The 14,836-nt window shown below is 62.2% G+C and carries 18 protein-coding genes; 11 read left to right on the top strand and 7 right to left on the bottom strand.

All coding sequences use genetic code 11. The features are described from left to right. The first annotated feature begins 113 nt into the window (after positions 1-113). The 6 genes from ACIGGE_RS00815 (at position 114) to yihA (ending at position 4,494) form a co-directional block, all read left to right on the top strand. Positions 114-1,043, top strand: coding sequence for an alpha/beta hydrolase (locus tag ACIGGE_RS00815; protein WP_397489129.1), 930 nt, complete (start codon positions 114-116; stop codon positions 1,041-1,043). A 123-nt stretch (positions 1,044-1,166) separates the two neighbouring features. Then, entirely contained in the window at positions 1,167-1,301 is a 135-nt protein-coding gene (gene rpmH / locus ACIGGE_RS00810; protein ID WP_057884309.1) for a 50S ribosomal protein L34, read from the top strand. Positions 1,302-1,389: 88 nt separating this feature from the next. Continuing rightward, on the top strand, positions 1,390-1,773 hold the full coding sequence (gene rnpA, locus ACIGGE_RS00805; protein ID WP_103022692.1) for a ribonuclease P protein component: 384 nt from the start codon (positions 1,390-1,392) through the stop codon (positions 1,771-1,773). After that, a complete protein-coding gene (gene yidD / locus ACIGGE_RS00800; protein WP_103022332.1) occupies positions 1,770-1,979 on the top strand; it encodes a membrane protein insertion efficiency factor YidD in 210 nt (69 codons plus the stop codon). Before rnpA ends, yidD begins: the two co-directional genes overlap by 4 nt. A gap of 68 nt (positions 1,980-2,047) precedes the next feature. Continuing rightward, the gene (gene yidC, locus ACIGGE_RS00795; RefSeq protein ID WP_397489128.1) at positions 2,048-3,844 is read left to right on the top strand and encodes a membrane protein insertase YidC; all 1,797 of its coding nucleotides are present in this window, start codon (positions 2,048-2,050) and stop codon (positions 3,842-3,844) included. Further along, positions 3,841-4,494: a ribosome biogenesis GTP-binding protein YihA/YsxC gene (gene yihA / locus ACIGGE_RS00790; protein ID WP_103022334.1), complete on the top strand. Its 654-nt coding sequence runs from the start codon at positions 3,841-3,843 to the stop codon at positions 4,492-4,494. The genes yidC and yihA overlap by 4 nt, the downstream gene beginning before the upstream one ends. 480 nt (positions 4,495-4,974) lie before the next feature. Here the strand turns inward: yihA and ACIGGE_RS00785 are convergent, their stop codons facing one another. Both ACIGGE_RS00785 and ACIGGE_RS00780 read right to left on the bottom strand, forming a co-directional pair. Then, a complete protein-coding gene (locus ACIGGE_RS00785; RefSeq protein ID WP_397489127.1) occupies positions 4,975-5,124 on the bottom strand; it encodes a hypothetical protein in 150 nt (49 codons plus the stop codon). 565 nt (positions 5,125-5,689) lie between these two features. Next, the gene (locus tag ACIGGE_RS00780) at positions 5,690-6,040 is read right to left on the bottom strand and encodes a hypothetical protein (protein ID WP_397489126.1); all 351 of its coding nucleotides are present in this window, start codon (positions 6,038-6,040) and stop codon (positions 5,690-5,692) included. A gap of 812 nt (positions 6,041-6,852) precedes the next feature. On the opposite strand from ACIGGE_RS00780, the gene ACIGGE_RS00775 reads away from it, so the two are divergent. Then, positions 6,853-7,938, top strand: a complete 1,086-nt coding sequence (locus ACIGGE_RS00775) for a mechanosensitive ion channel family protein (protein ID WP_397489125.1) — start codon at positions 6,853-6,855, stop codon at positions 7,936-7,938. A gap of 30 nt (positions 7,939-7,968) precedes the next feature. Here ACIGGE_RS00775 and ACIGGE_RS00770 read toward each other — a convergent pair whose 3' ends face one another. Continuing rightward, positions 7,969-8,388 carry a VOC family protein gene (locus ACIGGE_RS00770; protein WP_397489908.1) on the bottom strand — a complete coding sequence of 140 codons (420 nt, stop codon included), beginning with the start codon at positions 8,386-8,388 and terminating at the stop codon, positions 7,969-7,971. Positions 8,389-8,560: 172 nt separating this feature from the next. On the opposite strand from ACIGGE_RS00770, the gene ACIGGE_RS00765 reads away from it, so the two are divergent. Further along, positions 8,561-9,220: a glutathione S-transferase family protein gene (locus ACIGGE_RS00765; RefSeq protein WP_103022340.1), complete on the top strand. Its 660-nt coding sequence runs from the start codon at positions 8,561-8,563 to the stop codon at positions 9,218-9,220. Further along, entirely contained in the window at positions 9,187-10,077 is an 891-nt protein-coding gene (locus tag ACIGGE_RS00760) for a S1/P1 nuclease (protein WP_397489124.1), read from the top strand. Before ACIGGE_RS00765 ends, ACIGGE_RS00760 begins: the two co-directional genes overlap by 34 nt. On the opposite strand, the gene ACIGGE_RS00755 is transcribed toward ACIGGE_RS00760, so the two are convergent. After that, complete coding sequence (locus ACIGGE_RS00755) at positions 10,074-10,541, bottom strand: cupin domain-containing protein (protein ID WP_222828263.1); 468 nt, start codon at positions 10,539-10,541, stop codon at positions 10,074-10,076. The genes ACIGGE_RS00760 and ACIGGE_RS00755 overlap by 4 nt on opposite strands. Positions 10,542-10,570: 29 nt before the next feature. On the opposite strand from ACIGGE_RS00755, the gene dapE reads away from it, so the two are divergent. Next, on the top strand, positions 10,571-11,707 hold the full coding sequence (dapE, locus tag ACIGGE_RS00750) for a succinyl-diaminopimelate desuccinylase (protein WP_196846894.1): 1,137 nt from the start codon (positions 10,571-10,573) through the stop codon (positions 11,705-11,707). 21 nt (positions 11,708-11,728) lie between these two features. After that, positions 11,729-12,967, top strand: coding sequence for a dicarboxylate/amino acid:cation symporter (locus ACIGGE_RS00745; RefSeq protein WP_397489123.1), 1,239 nt, complete (start codon positions 11,729-11,731; stop codon positions 12,965-12,967). 3 nt (positions 12,968-12,970) lie between these two features. Here the strand turns inward: ACIGGE_RS00745 and ACIGGE_RS00740 are convergent, their stop codons facing one another. Genes ACIGGE_RS00740 through dapB form a run of 3 tightly spaced genes read right to left on the bottom strand, consistent with a single transcriptional unit; the run spans position 12,971 to position 14,794 of the window. Beyond that, a complete protein-coding gene (locus tag ACIGGE_RS00740) occupies positions 12,971-13,363 on the bottom strand; it encodes a hypothetical protein (protein ID WP_397489122.1) in 393 nt (130 codons plus the stop codon). Positions 13,364-13,394: 31 nt separating this feature from the next. Beyond that, positions 13,395-14,066, bottom strand: a complete 672-nt coding sequence (nth, locus tag ACIGGE_RS00735; RefSeq protein ID WP_397489121.1) for an endonuclease III — start codon at positions 14,064-14,066, stop codon at positions 13,395-13,397. After that, positions 14,063-14,794 carry a 4-hydroxy-tetrahydrodipicolinate reductase gene (dapB, locus tag ACIGGE_RS00730; RefSeq protein ID WP_397489120.1) on the bottom strand — a complete coding sequence of 244 codons (732 nt, stop codon included), beginning with the start codon at positions 14,792-14,794 and terminating at the stop codon, positions 14,063-14,065. Before dapB ends, nth begins: the two co-directional genes overlap by 4 nt. Positions 14,795-14,836 lie beyond the last annotated feature (42 nt).

Raw genomic sequence — 14,836 nt, 5'->3', positions numbered from 1 at the left:
CCCCCACCCCGAATTCGCCCGTGTGATGACGGCAAGCCAGACGAATGTCGAGCGGAAAGCGGGTTCAGAACCACGGCGAAGAATCATGCCTAACAACACTTTAGGCATATGCATTGGCAAGCTGGAAACTTGCTTTGCTGCACGCATGCGACATGTTTCGCTTTGCTGCGCTCCTGCTGTCCACCCTCGGCGCTCTGATCGCATCGCCGATTTCCGCCCAATCGCTGGCGCTGGTCAATCTGCCAGTGGTGTATGTGTCGATGCCCTCCATCCAAAAGACACATCAGGGGCAGGCGATCGCTTCGACCGGGGCAGCCCGACCGACGGTCCCGCAACATGCAGAAACCCTGCAGTTCGCTGCGATCCGACCGCAAGCCTATGAGGCTGCGGCCTTGCCCGCCTGGACACCGCCCGCATTCGTCGACCGCCGTTTCCGCAGTTATCGCGACGGCATCGCACAATATGGGCCGTTCCTCGTACTCGACGACAGGCGGGTAGCCATGATCGGTGAAACCGATGCTTCCACGCCCGGCCAGTTTCGCGCGATGTTGAGGGATTTCCCCCGTCTGCGCCAGCTCGACCTGGTTGAATGTCCGGGCACCCAGGACGATCGCGCAAATCTCAGCTTGGGGCGCATGATTCGCGCTGCGAGGCTGGTAACGCATGTTCCGGCCATCGGGTCGGTACGGTCGGGCGCGGTCGAGCTTTTCTTCGCCGGCATTCAGCGGGACATAAGCCAGGGGGCCGAATTCGCAGTGCATAGCTGGATGGATCCCTATGGCCGCGAGGCGGGTGATTTTTCGATCGATTCACCGGAAAACCGACAGTATCTCGAATACTATCGCGAGATGGGCATGAGCAGCGATCAGGCCCGTGCCTTTTACGATTTTACCAATTCCGTACCGCATCACGGCGCGTTGTGGCTTGGTGCCGGCGACATGCGCCGCTGGACTGCGCACCCGCAGCCTGCCACGGTGCGCGCGCAGTCAAAGCCGGTGCAACGGGCCCCGAATCTGGCCTATGCCGACGTTACTTTCTCTTGACGACAAGGCGGGCTTCGCCTAATCGCGCGGCCCTGTAGGCGGTCGCTGGCAGCAGCGGCCCTTTTTCTTGGCGCGATTCGTACGTGCCGAAACTGAACGAAATTCTTTTGTAAGGACGATCCGATGAAGCGGACATTCCAGCCCTCGAACCTCGTGCGTGCACGCCGCCACGGTTTCTTCGCTCGCAAGGCTACTCCGGGTGGCCGCAAGGTTCTCCGCGCTCGCCGCGCCCGCGGCCGCAAGAAGCTCTGCGCGTGATATGAGCCGCTGCGCCTCAGGCGTGGCGACAATCACCGAAAATGCTGGCGGGCTCCCATTCGGGGGCCCGTTCGCGTATCTGGCTTCCATGCATCCATCTCTTTCCGTGATCGGCAAGCGCAGCGACTTCCTTGCTGCGAATCGGGGGTTGCGCGTTGCGCGCCCAGGTTTCGTGCTGCTGGCCAATCCCAATGGCGGGAAGGGCAAGCGGTACGGCATAACGGTGACCAAGAAGATCGGTAACGCCGTGGTCCGCAACCGGATGAAACGGCGCTTTCGCGAACTCCTGTGGGCGGCGCTGCCGGAAGGCGGGCTGCCCGACCATGACCACATCCTCATCGGCCGTGACGGCGGTGTGGAGCGTGATTTCGCTGCCTTGCGCACCGAACTGGCCGCGGCCCTGACCCGCGCCGCGGAAGGCAAGGGCGACCGCCCGCGCCCGCCGCGCCACCGCCGGAGCCGCCGGGCATGAAGTATCCGCTCATCTGGATTGCCCGCTTCTGGCAGTTGGGGCCCAGCCTCATTCTGCCTTCCACCTGCCGCTATCAGCCATCCTGCAGCCAGTACGCCATAGAGGCGTTGACGAAATACGGTGCGATCAAGGGTGGATGGTTGGCGACGAAGCGTATAATGCGCTGCCACCCCTGGGGCGGTCATGGCCACGACCCGGTGCCCTAGCACTGTCTTGACAGGCTAAGACACCGCCCCACATTCAGATTTTCGACCGGACATAGACGGGACCGACCTTGGACAACCATCGCAACGTGATCATCGCCATTGCGCTTTCCTTCCTGCTGCTCGTGGGCTGGACTTCGGCGATGGACTTTTTCTATCCGCAGCCCGAACAGGCGCTGGTTCAGGACAAGGCCGATACCCCGGCCGAACAGGCTGCCATTGCCGATGGGCAGGCGCCTGCTGCCACGCGCCACACGCGCACCGGCGGGCTTGTCGATCCGGCGCTGCAGGCGCAGGAAAAAGCCGACCTCAAGACGGCGCTGGCCAGCCCGCAGCGTATCCGCATCGATGCATCGCGCGTTGCGGGCTCGATCAATCTGCGCGGCGGCGTGGTCGACGACGTGGTCCTAAAGGATCACATGGAAGGAACAGGCGACGACAGTGAGCCGGTACGCCTGTTCTCGCCGAACGGGACGCCTGCCCAGCAATTCGCGCAGTTCGGTTATCTCATTAACGGCACGCGCATTGCCGACGATGCCGTCTGGCAGGCCGATGGCCGTGTCCTCACCAGCGAAACGCCGGTGACGCTTACGCACGATCTGGGTGACGGCGTCAGCGCGTCGATCCGCTATTCGATCGACGACGAATACATGTTCACGGTCGAACAGAAAGTTACCAATACCGGGCCGAACCCGGCGGTCGTCCAGCCCTATGGCTACGTCAACCGGACCAGCCGCACGGCGAGCGAGGATCTCTGGATCGCGCATTCCGGACCGATCGGCGTGTTCGCCGACGCGGCCGATTACGGCATCGACTATGACGATGTCGACGAAGCGCAGACCATCACACCGGCCGGTCGGCCGAGCTGGTCGGGCTTTGCCGATATCTACTGGCTGTCGGCCCTGGTACCGCAGACCGGCAGCGCGCCCACCGCGACATTCCGGGCGCTCGGTAACGAAATCTACCGTGCCGACATGATCTACGATGCGGTGACGCTTCCCGCAGGCCAGGCGCTGACGACTACGTCGCGGCTGTTTGCCGGGGCGAAGGAAAGCGTCGTGCTCGATCGTTATGAAGACGCGGGCCTGCAGAAATTCGGCCTCGCCATCGACTGGGGCTGGTTCCGCTGGTTCGAAAAGCCGATGTTGTGGCTGCTGCGTACGATCTACGAAGCCGTCGGCAATTTCGGCATCGCGATCATCGCGCTGACCTTCATCGTGCGCGGGCTCATGTTCCCGATCGCCCAGAAGGGCTTTGCGAGCATGGCCGAGATGAAGGCCATCCAGCCGAAGATGAAAGCCATCCAGGAAAAGTACAAGGACGACAAACAGAAGCAGCAGCAGGAGATCATGGCCCTGTACAAGCAGGAGAAGGTGAACCCTGTTGCCGGGTGCCTGCCCATGCTGTTGCAGATCCCGGTCTTCTTCGCGCTCTACAAGGTTCTGGTTCTCGGCATCGAGATGCGGCACCGCGAATTCCTCTGGATCAAGGATCTGGCCGCGCCCGATCCGGCAAACCTCGCCAATGCGCTCTCGCTCGTCGGTATTCAGGTGCCGCAGTTCCTGATGATCGTCTTCGGCGTCGGCGTGCTGGCTGTCATGCTGGGCTTCACCATGTGGCTGACGTTCAAGCTCAATCCGAGTGCTATGGATCCGATGCAGCAGCAGATTTTCAACATCATGCCGTGGATCCTGATGTTCGTGATGGCACCCTTCGCAGCCGGGCTGCTGCTGTACTGGGTCACCTCGAACATCCTTACCGTGGCGCAGCAGAAATACCTCTACTCACGGCATCCGCAGCTGCGCGCTGCCATAGACGAGGAAAAGGCAAAGAAGGCTGCCGAAGCCGAAGCGAAGGCCAGGGGATGAGCGACGAACAAGCTGCCGAACGGGCCGAGCTCGAACGGCGCGCGAACAAGCTGTTTTCGGGGCGGGTGGATTTTCTCCTCTCGGCCCCGCAGCTAAAGTTCCTGCCTGAACCGACCGTGCCGGAGATCGCCTTCTGCGGTCGTTCCAATGTGGGCAAGAGTTCGCTGCTCAACGCGCTGACGGGACGCAAGGCTATCGCACGCGCCTCCGTCACGCCCGGGCGGACGCAGGAGCTGAACTTCTTCGAAGTCGGCGACCCGACCGTTTTCCGCCTGGTGGACATGCCCGGCTATGGCTTTGCCAAGGCGCCGGTGAAAGTGGTCGAAAAGTGGAAGGCGCTGGTCCGCACCTATCTGCGCGGCCGGCCCGTCCTCGCGCGCACGCTCGTGCTGGTCGACGGGCGCCATGGCCCCAAGGATGTCGACCGCGAAATGATGAAGATGCTCGACGAGGCGGCAGTGGGTTACCGCGTCGTCCTGACCAAGGCCGACAAGATGAAGGCGAGCGAACTCGCCAAGATCATCGAAGCCACGCAGGCCGAAGCGCGCAAGCATGTCGCTGCCTATCCCGACATCCACGTAACCAGCGCGGAAAAGGGCATGGGCATCGCCGAGCTGCGCGCTGCCGTGCTGGGGGATGCGGGGGTCTAGCAGACCGCGGAACCGGTCCTTTGTTCGCGTCCGCGGATGGCCGGAAGCAGTTGTTTCCGCACACACGAAAACATCCGGCGGCGAGCCCGGACTGTAATGCCTACAAAACAAGATCACGCGGCCGGGGCGAACCTTGCGCGAGACGCGCGGCGTAGCCCGGGAGCGGGATGGCGGTGGCCGGGAAGTATCGGCGCGGTTCGCGTGGCTGCCTGCCGGGCCTCGTGCGAAGGGGCGGTAAGGCCGCATCGCACGGATATTTCATGCACTGCCGGAGCCTTCAGGCGGCAGGGCATGAACACGAACCTGAACCCCGATTATACTCGAGTGCGACATGGGCAATCGGTGCGACGGGGAGGGTTCGCCTTACAAAGCGTGGAGCCCCTGCCGCTGTCCGCGCGGGCGAAAGGGCCCCGCAACCGCTATCGTACTGCCTGCCGCATCCGGTGAAGGAGGAGAGGTGTCCTTGCGATCCGGATGAGGTCATCCGATCCCGATCTGGACGCCCGCGCCTTTCGCACCGGCCGCGTCGCCCTTCCGGACACCGCCGTCGCGGGCCATGGGGGCAAGGAAGGGGGTGCACCAGCTTTCGCGCCCTCCCGATCCGGCGGGGTCTATGCCGAAAAGGTGCATGAAAGTCAAGTATTTAGCGCAGAAATAGGATTGTTCGAGAGGGGGTCCTACGGCTGGTGGCGGGGACGGCTGCAGTCATTGGCGAGACGGCGATGACGCGCCGGGCCAGGCTGGATTTCCGCCTGCGCGGGAATGACGAGAGCGGGTGGGTGTACTCTTGGCTCGACAAGCCCCGGCCGTTTTTGGCGGAGGCTCTCGATAACCTACATGAAAAAATTATACTTCACTATCGCGTACAATACAGCGCCAACAGCCACACCCTGCATCGAGGCCCATACCAATTCGGGTGACGGCATCTTAAGGAACCTGGACATTAAATCCCCTCATCATGTCTTTGAAATTCCGATCAGGATTGTCACCCTCACTACCGGGTAACAACCCTTTCGATTACCTCAGCCTGTTCTGACCAGTCCAATATAGCTCGTCAATTGCCGATCGAATGACATATTGCGCATAACGCCACAGCGATGAAGAATGACCGGTAGGTGGCGTTGCGTTCGTCCGTTCTGGCCTAAATTGCGGTGGGAAGCGGGCTGGTCGATGCTTCGCTCGGTAAGCCTTGGGCCTAATTGTCCACGAGCAATTTGATGAAGACCAAATTATATCTTCCAGATTTCTCTGCGGGAGCGATAGCGATGCTCATCAGTTCTTCTCGGCTTGCAAGATTGACACTCTTTAGAACCATCTTTCCGTTAGTCATCTTACGGCTCTGGATCTCCCATTTCCTCTCAGTGAGTTGTTTTTCGTAGAACGTCACGATTTCCTCGAAGCTGGCGTCCGACCGGATACTCAGGCTCATGCCGTTCATCATCGAAGCAACAACTTGTGCGCCGGGATAAAGGTCGAAGCCATAGCCGGGCCGGGCATCGGTAGCAGCTTCTCCGACACGGATGCTCTTCGCGAGGGTGTCGGTCATTGCGTCCTGCTCGGACTGCTCACTGCACGATGCGAGAAATAGGCCAATGCCTAGCAGGGCGTGTTTCCAAAGCATTGTTTCGTCTGTTCCTTCGCGATTGTTCCGGTGGCTTCACATGACAATCGATCATCGATGGAACGACTGCAAGGGGGGCGGCGGCTGATGCGGCTCTAGGCAAGAGTGTTTCGAAGCTGCCAGCTGACGTTCAGGCAATGGTCCGACGCAGTTCAAAGGCCGCGCGGGGGTGAATAGCCGGTAGGAGCTTGGGCTTGCTCCGGCAGGCGGGCAGCTAACTTTCTAGCTGCGGTGCGAGCGAGACTTTCACCCGCATCCATTCGGCCAAGGAAAAAAGAACGAGAACGACCAAGACCGCCCAAATGCCAACATGCTTTCCCAACAACCCGATCAGAGCGAAGCCGCCGAAAAAGAATGGGATGCTAACCTTTGGCAGGATCAACTGCGTGCCGCACCCATTGCAACCGAAGGGAACGCCTCTCCTCAGCAAGTTCGCTCGAGCGAAGGTGATCGGGGCGCTGCATGAAGGGCACTGGCCTCTAGCCTGCGGAACGTCTGGACTGCTCATACTCTCAATCAAATCAGGTAATGCTTTGGTTCACAAGGGGGCCGCTGACAGGCTGTCTGGCTCAGGCCATCACTGACGAAAGCACGTTTCGAGGGGCGCAGGGCGCATTTGCCGGAAGCTCTACCTTTGTCCCGAACGGAACCTCGCCTTCCGGTTGCCATTGGTAGAAGGAGAGTTCGCGCAGACGGATTGCAGGGAGAGGTCGACAACCTTGTACGGGGAAAGCCGAATGCTCGACCGGATCAATGATTTCATCGGTGCCGATATCGGCCTTCATGGAGAGGTGGCGGAAGCGGTTCTGATCGCCGTGCTCGTCGCGATGGTTGCATTGGCTATGCATTGGCTGGTGTTCCGCGGGCTGCAGCACCTTTCCGATGCAAGTGGCAGCAAGGCCGACAACATCGTGGTGTCCCGGCTCCGGCGTCCCACGCGTTTCGCCATTCTCGCGCTCGCTCTGATTATCGTGGCGCGGGAATTGCCGCTTCTGGACGAAATCTGGCAGAAGGTCGCCGGCTTCGTCATGCCTGCCCTGATCGGCTGGATGGTTCTGGCGGTCCTGCATGCCCTGGTGAATACCATGGCCCTGAGCGCGGACGTTTCGGTCGAAGACAATCTGCGCGCACGGCGAAGGCGGACCAAGCTCGCCATGTTCAACCGCATCGCCACATTCCTGGTGATTTTCGTAACGGTCGGGGTGATGCTTCTATCGATCCCGGGGGTGCGCGATATCGGCATGACACTGGTCGCGTCGGCCGGTCTTGCCGGCCTGGCGGTGGGTGCTGCTGCACAGCCTGCGCTGCGTTCGCTCATCGCCGGGGTGCAGATGGCAGCCACGGAGCCGATCAACATCGACGATGTCGTGATCATCGAGGGTGAGTGGGGCTGGATCGAAGAAATCCGCACGACCTATGTGGTCGTCAAGATATGGGACGAAAGGCGACTGATCGTCCCCACCACCAAGTTTCTCGAAGAGCCATTCCAGAACTGGACGAAGACGACAGCCAAGCTGCTCGGCACGGTCTTTCTCTATCTCGACCCGGCAGCGCGCGTGGAACCGATCCGGCAGGAATTCGAAAGGCAGATCAACGCCAACAAGCGCTGGGACGGACGCGTTCAGGTTACGCAGGTGACGGAGACGACGCGCGATACCAAGGAAGTCAGGCTTCTGATGAGCGCCAAGGATTCGCCAACCCTGTTCGATTTGCGGTGCGATATCCGCGAAGGGATCACCGACTGGATATCGCAAACCTGCCCCGAAGCCTTCGCGCGCAATCGATGGATCGACGAATCCGGGAGAGAAGCGGCCAGTTCTTGAGAGACTTGGCGGGAAGGTGCCCCAAACCGACTACGTCGCAAACAGCATTGCATCGTCGGCGAAGGCCTTCATCTCCAGGGCATTACCGCTGGGATCGCGGAAGAACATCGTGGCCTGTTCGCCGGGCTGGCCCCTGAAGCGGATCGTCGGTTCGATCGCGAACTCGACCCCGGCCGCCGTCAGCCTGTCGGCCAGGTCCTGCCAGTCTTCCATGGCGAGCACGATGCCGAAATGCGGCACCGGAACGCCGTGGCCATCGACGTGATTGCTTGTCCGGTCTCCCGCCCCGCCGGGGGCGAGATGAGCGACGATCTGGTGGCCGTAGAAGTCGAAATCGACCCATTCGTCGCTCGAGCGCCCTTCGCGGCAGCCCATGGCATCACCATAAAACTCCCGCGCCGCGGCGAGATCGTGGACGGGAAAGGCGAGGTGGAACGGGCGCAATGTCATGGTGATGGAATAGGCGAGCGTTTGACATTTTCCTACAGCCACCTGCGCCTGGCGCCATGGGCTTCCTGTTCAAACCCATCGCTCCGTATAATGCCAGGATCTGCTCCACCGTTCAGCATCGACAGCGACCGGATGAACGCCTAACCCCCAGACGAATCGCAAGGGGCACCGCATGAAGCTCATCATCGGCAACAAGAACTATTCCAGCTGGTCGCTGCGCGGGTGGCTGGCCGCCAAGCAATCGGGCCTGTCGTTCGAGGAAATCGTCGTCCCGCTGTTCGGCGAGAACTGGGAAGCCGACAAGCATGGCGGGCAGATCCGACCGTCGTCGGGCAAGGTGCCGCTGCTGTGGGATGGCGACGCGGTGGTGTGGGACAGCCTCGCCATACTCGAATATCTCGCCGACAAGGTCGGGCGCGACCGGTTCTGGCCCAAGGATGCCGTGGCGCGGGGCATGGCCCGATCAATGGTTTCCGAAATGCACTCGTCCTATGCCGCGCTGCGCGGCGAATGCCCGATGAATGTGCGCAAGCGCTTCGACGGCTTCGAGCCGAGCGAGGCATGCAAGGCCGACATCCTGCGCATCCTCGGCCTGTGGGCCGAAGCGCGCAGCCGTTTCGGCAGCGGTGGGCCGTTCCTGTTCGGCACTTTCGGCGCGGCGGACGTATTCTTCGCCCCGGTAGTGTCACGTTTCATCAGCTATCAGATCCCCGTCCCGGGTTTCGCCGCCGCCTATATGCAGGCGCTGTGGGAACATGAGTGGATGGAAGCATGGATCGCCGCATCGGAAAACGAAGAATGGGTTATCGAACAATACGAAACGGTTGGCTGACCGCCATCGCTGCGCTGGGCGCGCTGTTCTTCCCCGCGCAGGCGCAGGCATGGGGCTTTTACGCCCATACCGTGACCGCCGATATCGCGATGGAGAACGTGCGGCCTGAAACGCGGGCGAAGATTGCACGGCTGCTTCGGCCATCGCCGATGCTCGGCACACCCGATTGCGCCATCGAAACGTTGCAGGATGCGGCCGTATGGCCGGATTGCCTGCGCGGTGCCTACTGGCGGTGGGGTTACACTTTTTCGTGGCACTACCAGACGGAGCCGGTGACCGAGGAATACGACGCGCGCAAGAACTGTTCCGGCCTCAATTGCGTCAGCGCGCAGGTCGAACGCAACCAGCGCATCCTTGCCGATGAAAGCCTGCCCGACAATGTGCGCGTGGAGGCGCTGGCGTTCCTCGTCCACTTCATCGGCGACATCCACATGCCGCTGCATTCGGGCGACCTCGACGATCGCGGCGGCAACGATCGCGAAACGACCTACGGGATCGTGCCCGGGCTCAATCTCCACTGGGTGTGGGACGGCCCGCTGGCCGAACGGGCGATCAGCGGCGATCCCCCGGTAGCCCGGCGGTATACGGCGCAGGAGCGCGCCGAACTGGCCGGCGGCACGTCCGCCGACTGGGGGCGTGAAAGCTGGGAAATCGCGCGGGAATTCATCTATCCCGAAACCTTTGGCTGCGATCCGTGCGAGGGGGATCTGCCTGACGAGGTCGACATGTCGCAGGCGATCATCGACCGCTCGCTGCCGATCGCCCGGCACCGGGTATTACAGGCCGGACTGCGCATGGCCGATTATCTCGACGCGGCGTTCGAGCCCGGCCCCCTGCCGGAGCCGGCGAGCGATTAGGGAAGGCGTTTGGTAGGGTAGGGCGTGCCGTCCCTACGGGTATAACCATCCGGCCCGAAGACCATGTCGATATCCGGATATGCGCCCGAATCGCGGGCCTTGTCGCCCGCGCTCACCGCCACGAACACGCAATCGGACGTGGACCGATTGTGCAGCCGATGCCCGTTTTCCACGCCCGCCGCCCAGGCAAGGACATCGCCCGGTCGAACGATGCTCTCTCCCTCGTCCTCGATCAGCACGGCCTCGCCGGCGAGCATGACGACCAATTCGTCTTCGAGGCGGTGCCAGTGCCGCTGCGAAGAAAAGGCGCCCGGCTTGAGCGTAACGTGGCTTGCCCCCATGCGGGTGAGGCCCGATGCCGGAGCGAGGCGGCGATACCAGCGCCCTTGTACGTCCGCATCGAACGGCGCCGGATAACCGGTGGCATTGGTCTGGGGAATGGCATCGAGATCGAGCTTGGGCATTGTCGTACACTCCTGCTAGCGACGCAGGAATGACGCAAGTGATCGACCTCGCCAAGCGACTGATGGCCGCACCCAGCATCACCCCGGCTACCGGGTCGGTGTTCGACGCGATGGAAGCCATGCTCGCCCCTCTCGGTTTCGAGGTCACTCGCTTCATGCGCGGCGACGGGGAGGAGGGCACTCCCGAAGCGCCGGTGGAGAACCTGTTCGCCATCCGGCGCGGCCCCGAAGGGTCGAAGCATTTCGCTTTCGCCGGACATCTGGACGTCGTCCCGCCGGGCGGCGGCTGGGCGAGCGAGCCGTTCGAGCCCGAAGAGCGCGGCGACCTGCTTTACGGGCGCGGCGCGGTCGACATGAAGGGCGCGATCGCCTGCATGGTCGATGCGGTCGCGCAGGTTCCTGCCGATGCCGGCACCATCAGTTTCATCATTACCGGCGATGAAGAAGGCCCCGCACTGCATGGCACAAGGGCGATCATCGATTACATGGCCGCGGAGGGCATAACGCCCGATCTGTGCCTGGTTGGCGAGCCTACCAGCGTGAACCGCCTTGGCGACATGATGAAGATCGGCCGGCGGGGTTCGGTCAATATCTGGCTGGAGGTCGAGGGCACACAGGGGCATGTCGCCTATCCGCATCTTGCCGACAATCCGATCCCGAAGCTCGTCGCCATGCTCGCCGAACTGGATGCACTGGTACTCGATGAAGGGACCGACTGGTTCCAGCCGTCCAACCTCGAGATAACCGATCTCGAGGTCGGCAATCCGGCGCATAACGTCATCCCGGAAAGAGCAAAGGCGCGGATTTCCATCCGTTTCAACGACTGCCATTCGGGCGCGTCACTATCCGAACAGATCGCCGCCATCGCCAGAAAGCATGGCGGCACCGCCCTGCCGATCGTCAGCGGCGAACCCTTTCTGACGCCGCCGGGACAGTTTTCGGACATCATCCATGCTGCAGTAAAGGCGGAAACCGGCGTCGAGCCCGAACCTTCCACCACTGGCGGAACGTCGGACGCCCGTTTCCTGCGGGCTGTGTGTCCGGTCATCGAATTCGGCCTGTGCAACGCAACCATGCACAAGCGTGACGAAGCAGTAGCCATGGCCGACCTTTCGACGCTAAGCCGCATCTATACGCGCATTGCTAGGGATGCGCTGGCCCGCTAGCGGGCACGAGGGAGGGATCGCATGCTGAAGACCTGGTTCGAAATTCCGCTGTGGCAGCGCGTGATAACTGCGCTCATCCTCGGCGTGCTCACCGGCTGGGCGTGGGGCCCGGATGCGGAATCGATCAAGTGGATCGGCGATTTCTTCATCAGGTCGATCAAGATGCTGGTCGTTCCGCTCATCTTCTTCAGCCTCGTGTCGGGCGTTGCCGCTATTGGCGACCTGCGCAAGCTTGGCGCAGTCGGCGGGCGAGCGATGCTTCTCTTCGTCGTGACCGGTCAAATCTCCGTATGGCTGGGCCTGGGGCTCGGCACACTGGTCGCACCGGGCAGCGGGGTGGACACCAGCGCGATCGAAATGGGCGCAACGCCCGAACCCAACCCGACCACGGCAGTCGACATGATCCTTTCGATCGTGCCCGAAAGCCCGGTACAGGTCATGGCGGACGTTTCGGTCCTCCCCCTGATCGTGTTCAGCATGCTCATCGGTATCGGCATCCTGATGGCGAAGGAGGAAGGGCTCCCGGTTCAGAAGGTCTTCGATAGCGGGGCCGTCATCATGCAGAAGGTGACGATGGTGGTGATGGAACTCACCCCCTTCGGCGTTTTCGCCCTGATGGCGTGGGTGGCAGGAACCCTGGGCTTCGATGCGCTGCTAGCGCTCGGAAAACTCGTGGCGCTCAACTACGCGGGATGCCTGCTGATCATTTTCGTCATGTATTCGGCGATGATCAAGTTTCTCGCCAAATTGCCCGTGCGCGATTTCTTCCGCGGGATCATCGATGCGATGGCGGTGAGCTATTCGACCGCCAGTTCCAACGCGACGCTCCCGGTGACGCTGCGCTGTGCGGAGCGCAATCTGGGCGTATCGAACTCCGTGGCGAGTTTCGTGATTGCCCTTGGCGCGACCATCAACATGAATGGCACGGCGATGTATCTGGGGCTCGCCACGCTGTTCGGCGCGCAGATCTTCGGCGTCGACCTCAGCTGGGCCGATTACTTCCTCATTTCGATCCTCGCGACGTTGGGCGCGGTGGGCGCTGCAGGCATCCCGGGTGCCGGACTGATCATGATGGCACTGGTCTTCGGTGCCGTCGGCGTGCCGCTGGAAACGATCGCCTTCGTCGCCGGCGTCGACCGGATAATGGACATGATGCGCACCACGACCAATGTCAGCGGCGATGCTGCTGTGGCGACGACCGTGGCGGTGATGACCGGCGAAATCGACACAGGGGAAATGGTGTCGGCGGACGACGTGTGACGATCAGCTCGCTTTAGCTGGCTCCACGGGCACGAATTCTCCCAGCGCGCATGATACACCGCGTTGGGATGGGCTGCCGGGGCCGTCCAGCACGTAAATTACCTCGCCTTCGCAGAGCGAGTTGCCGCGTACGTCGTAGCTGATGGCGCGCCGGATGCCGAGGTGCAGGCAGCTGTTGGGAAGCGTATTGCGCCAGGTTCGCGAGCCTACCTTGAAATCGATCGTGCGGTCGTCATGCACAATGGTCCGGCTGATCGTGGAGGCATTGAGGCACCGCTGCGGTTCGCCGGTGACGGTGGCTGCAGGGGCCTTGCTGACGAAGGGCTGATCGTCTTCGACGGGTGCACAAGCGAGCACCGCAAGGGGCAGAACGAGAACGGTGGCGGTACGGATCATCGCGCATCTCCAGCTGACCCGGCCCGTCACATCAGCCCGGACCGGTCTTTGTGTTGCCCCTGCCTGGCTTCTCTAGCACCTTCTTGCGGTAACTGCACAGGTCCACCACGGTGCACCGCCAGCATTCGGGCGTGCGCGCCTTGCAGACATACCGGCCATGCAGGATCAACCAGTGATGCGCGCCCAGCCTGAAGGGTTGGGGCACACGCTTTTCGAGCTTTGCCTCGACCTGTTCGGGCGTCTTCCCCTTGGCCAGGCCGGTGCGATTGCCGACGCGGAAGATGTGGGTGTCGACCGCGAAGGTCTCCTGCCCGAACCAGCAATTGAGGACCACATTGGCCGTCTTGCGCCCGACACCGGGCAGCCGCACGAGATCCTCGCGGGTGTCGGGCACCTTGCTGTCGTATTCGTCGACGAGCAACTGGCTGAGCGCAATCACGTTCTTCGCCTTGGAATTGAACAGGCCGATGGTCTTGATATGCTTTTTCAGGCCATCTTCGCCCAGGGACAGCATCTGTTCCGGCGTTTCCACCTCGCGAAACAGAGCGCGGGTGGCCTTGTTGACCCCGACATCCGTCGCCTGTGCGGACAGGGCAACCGCGACGACCAACTGATAGGCATTGCCGTATTCCAGTTCGGTTTCGGGCGAAGGATTGTCTTCGGCAAGCCGGCGGAAGAACTCGAAAATCTGGTCCTTCGTCATTGAAGACCCAAAACCTCTTCCATCGTATAGCGGCCCGCCTCGCGCGCGAGCATCCACTCGGCAGCGCGCACGGCGCCGCGGGCGAAGATGCTTCTGTTTTCCGCGCTGTGGGACAATGTCAGCCGCTCTTCCTCGCCTGCTAGGATCACGCTGTGTTCGCCGGCCACGGTCCCGCCGCGCAGACTGGCGAAGCCGACGGCCCCTTCCTGCCGCGCACCGGTATGCCCATCGCGCCCGCGCTCGGACTGCTCGGCAAGGTCGATCCCGCGCCCCTGTGCTGCCGCCTCGCCCAGCAATAGCGCCGTGCCGCTGGGCGCATCGACCTTGCGGCGATGGTGCATTTCCAGAATTTCGATATCCCAGTCCGGGCCAAGCCGCGCCGCGGCCTCTCGCACGAGATGCGCCAGCAGCGTCACGCCGAGCGAGGTGTTTCCCGTCTGCAGAACGGCGACGACCCGCGCGGCATTGTCGATTGCATCATGGTGCGATGTATCGAGACCGGTCGTGCCGATGACAATGGGGATACCGGCACCGATGGCGGCGTGAAGGTTCGCATCCAGGGCTTGCGGAACGGAGAAATCGATCAGCACGTCGCTCGCATCGGCCAGCCCCGCCGGATCGCCACCGCGGTCGATACCGCCGGCCAGTTCGTGTCCGCTCGCCGCGACGACGTGAGCCAGCGCATGGCCCATGGCACCTTCGCTTCCGATTATCCCGATCCGCGCCATTGGTTCTCCATGTGAGGTTTGATTTGGTATCGCTGTTTGCAG

The sequence above is a fragment of the Qipengyuania sp. NPDC077410 genome, from assembly GCF_044543405.1.
Lineage (GTDB): Bacteria > Pseudomonadota > Alphaproteobacteria > Sphingomonadales > Sphingomonadaceae > Qipengyuania > Qipengyuania pacifica.
The sequence above is the reverse complement of the archived record's forward strand: the minus strand, read 5'-3'. Positions and strand labels throughout refer to the sequence as shown.

Excerpts from the sequence above, each read along its gene's own strand:
- ACIGGE_RS00775 (WP_397489125.1), top strand. The coding sequence starts at position 6,853 with ATGCTCGACCGGATCAATGATTTCATCGGTGCCGATATCGGCCTTCAT.
- ACIGGE_RS00755 (WP_222828263.1), bottom strand. The coding sequence starts at position 10,541 with ATGCCCAAGCTCGATCTCGATGCCATTCCCCAGACCAATGCCACCGGT.
- dapB (WP_397489120.1), bottom strand. The coding sequence starts at position 14,794 with ATGGCGCGGATCGGGATAATCGGAAGCGAAGGTGCCATGGGCCATGCG.
- nth (WP_397489121.1), bottom strand. The coding sequence starts at position 14,066 with ATGACGAAGGACCAGATTTTCGAGTTCTTCCGCCGGCTTGCCGAAGAC.
- ACIGGE_RS00770 (WP_397489908.1), bottom strand. The coding sequence starts at position 8,388 with ATGACATTGCGCCCGTTCCACCTCGCCTTTCCCGTCCACGATCTCGCC.
- ACIGGE_RS00740 (WP_397489122.1), bottom strand. The coding sequence starts at position 13,363 with ATGATCCGTACCGCCACCGTTCTCGTTCTGCCCCTTGCGGTGCTCGCT.
- ACIGGE_RS00780 (WP_397489126.1), bottom strand. The coding sequence starts at position 6,040 with ATGACCGACACCCTCGCGAAGAGCATCCGTGTCGGAGAAGCTGCTACC.
- yidD (WP_103022332.1), top strand. The coding sequence starts at position 1,770 with ATGAAGTATCCGCTCATCTGGATTGCCCGCTTCTGGCAGTTGGGGCCC.
- ACIGGE_RS00745 (WP_397489123.1), top strand. The coding sequence starts at position 11,729 with ATGCTGAAGACCTGGTTCGAAATTCCGCTGTGGCAGCGCGTGATAACT.
- rnpA (WP_103022692.1), top strand. The coding sequence starts at position 1,390 with ATGCATCCATCTCTTTCCGTGATCGGCAAGCGCAGCGACTTCCTTGCT.
- ACIGGE_RS00785 (WP_397489127.1), bottom strand. The coding sequence starts at position 5,124 with ATGCACCTTTTCGGCATAGACCCCGCCGGATCGGGAGGGCGCGAAAGC.
- rpmH (WP_057884309.1), top strand. The coding sequence starts at position 1,167 with ATGAAGCGGACATTCCAGCCCTCGAACCTCGTGCGTGCACGCCGCCAC.
- ACIGGE_RS00765 (WP_103022340.1), top strand. The coding sequence starts at position 8,561 with ATGAAGCTCATCATCGGCAACAAGAACTATTCCAGCTGGTCGCTGCGC.
- ACIGGE_RS00760 (WP_397489124.1), top strand. The coding sequence starts at position 9,187 with ATGGGTTATCGAACAATACGAAACGGTTGGCTGACCGCCATCGCTGCG.
- yihA (WP_103022334.1), top strand. The coding sequence starts at position 3,841 with ATGAGCGACGAACAAGCTGCCGAACGGGCCGAGCTCGAACGGCGCGCG.
- dapE (WP_196846894.1), top strand. The coding sequence starts at position 10,571 with ATGACGCAAGTGATCGACCTCGCCAAGCGACTGATGGCCGCACCCAGC.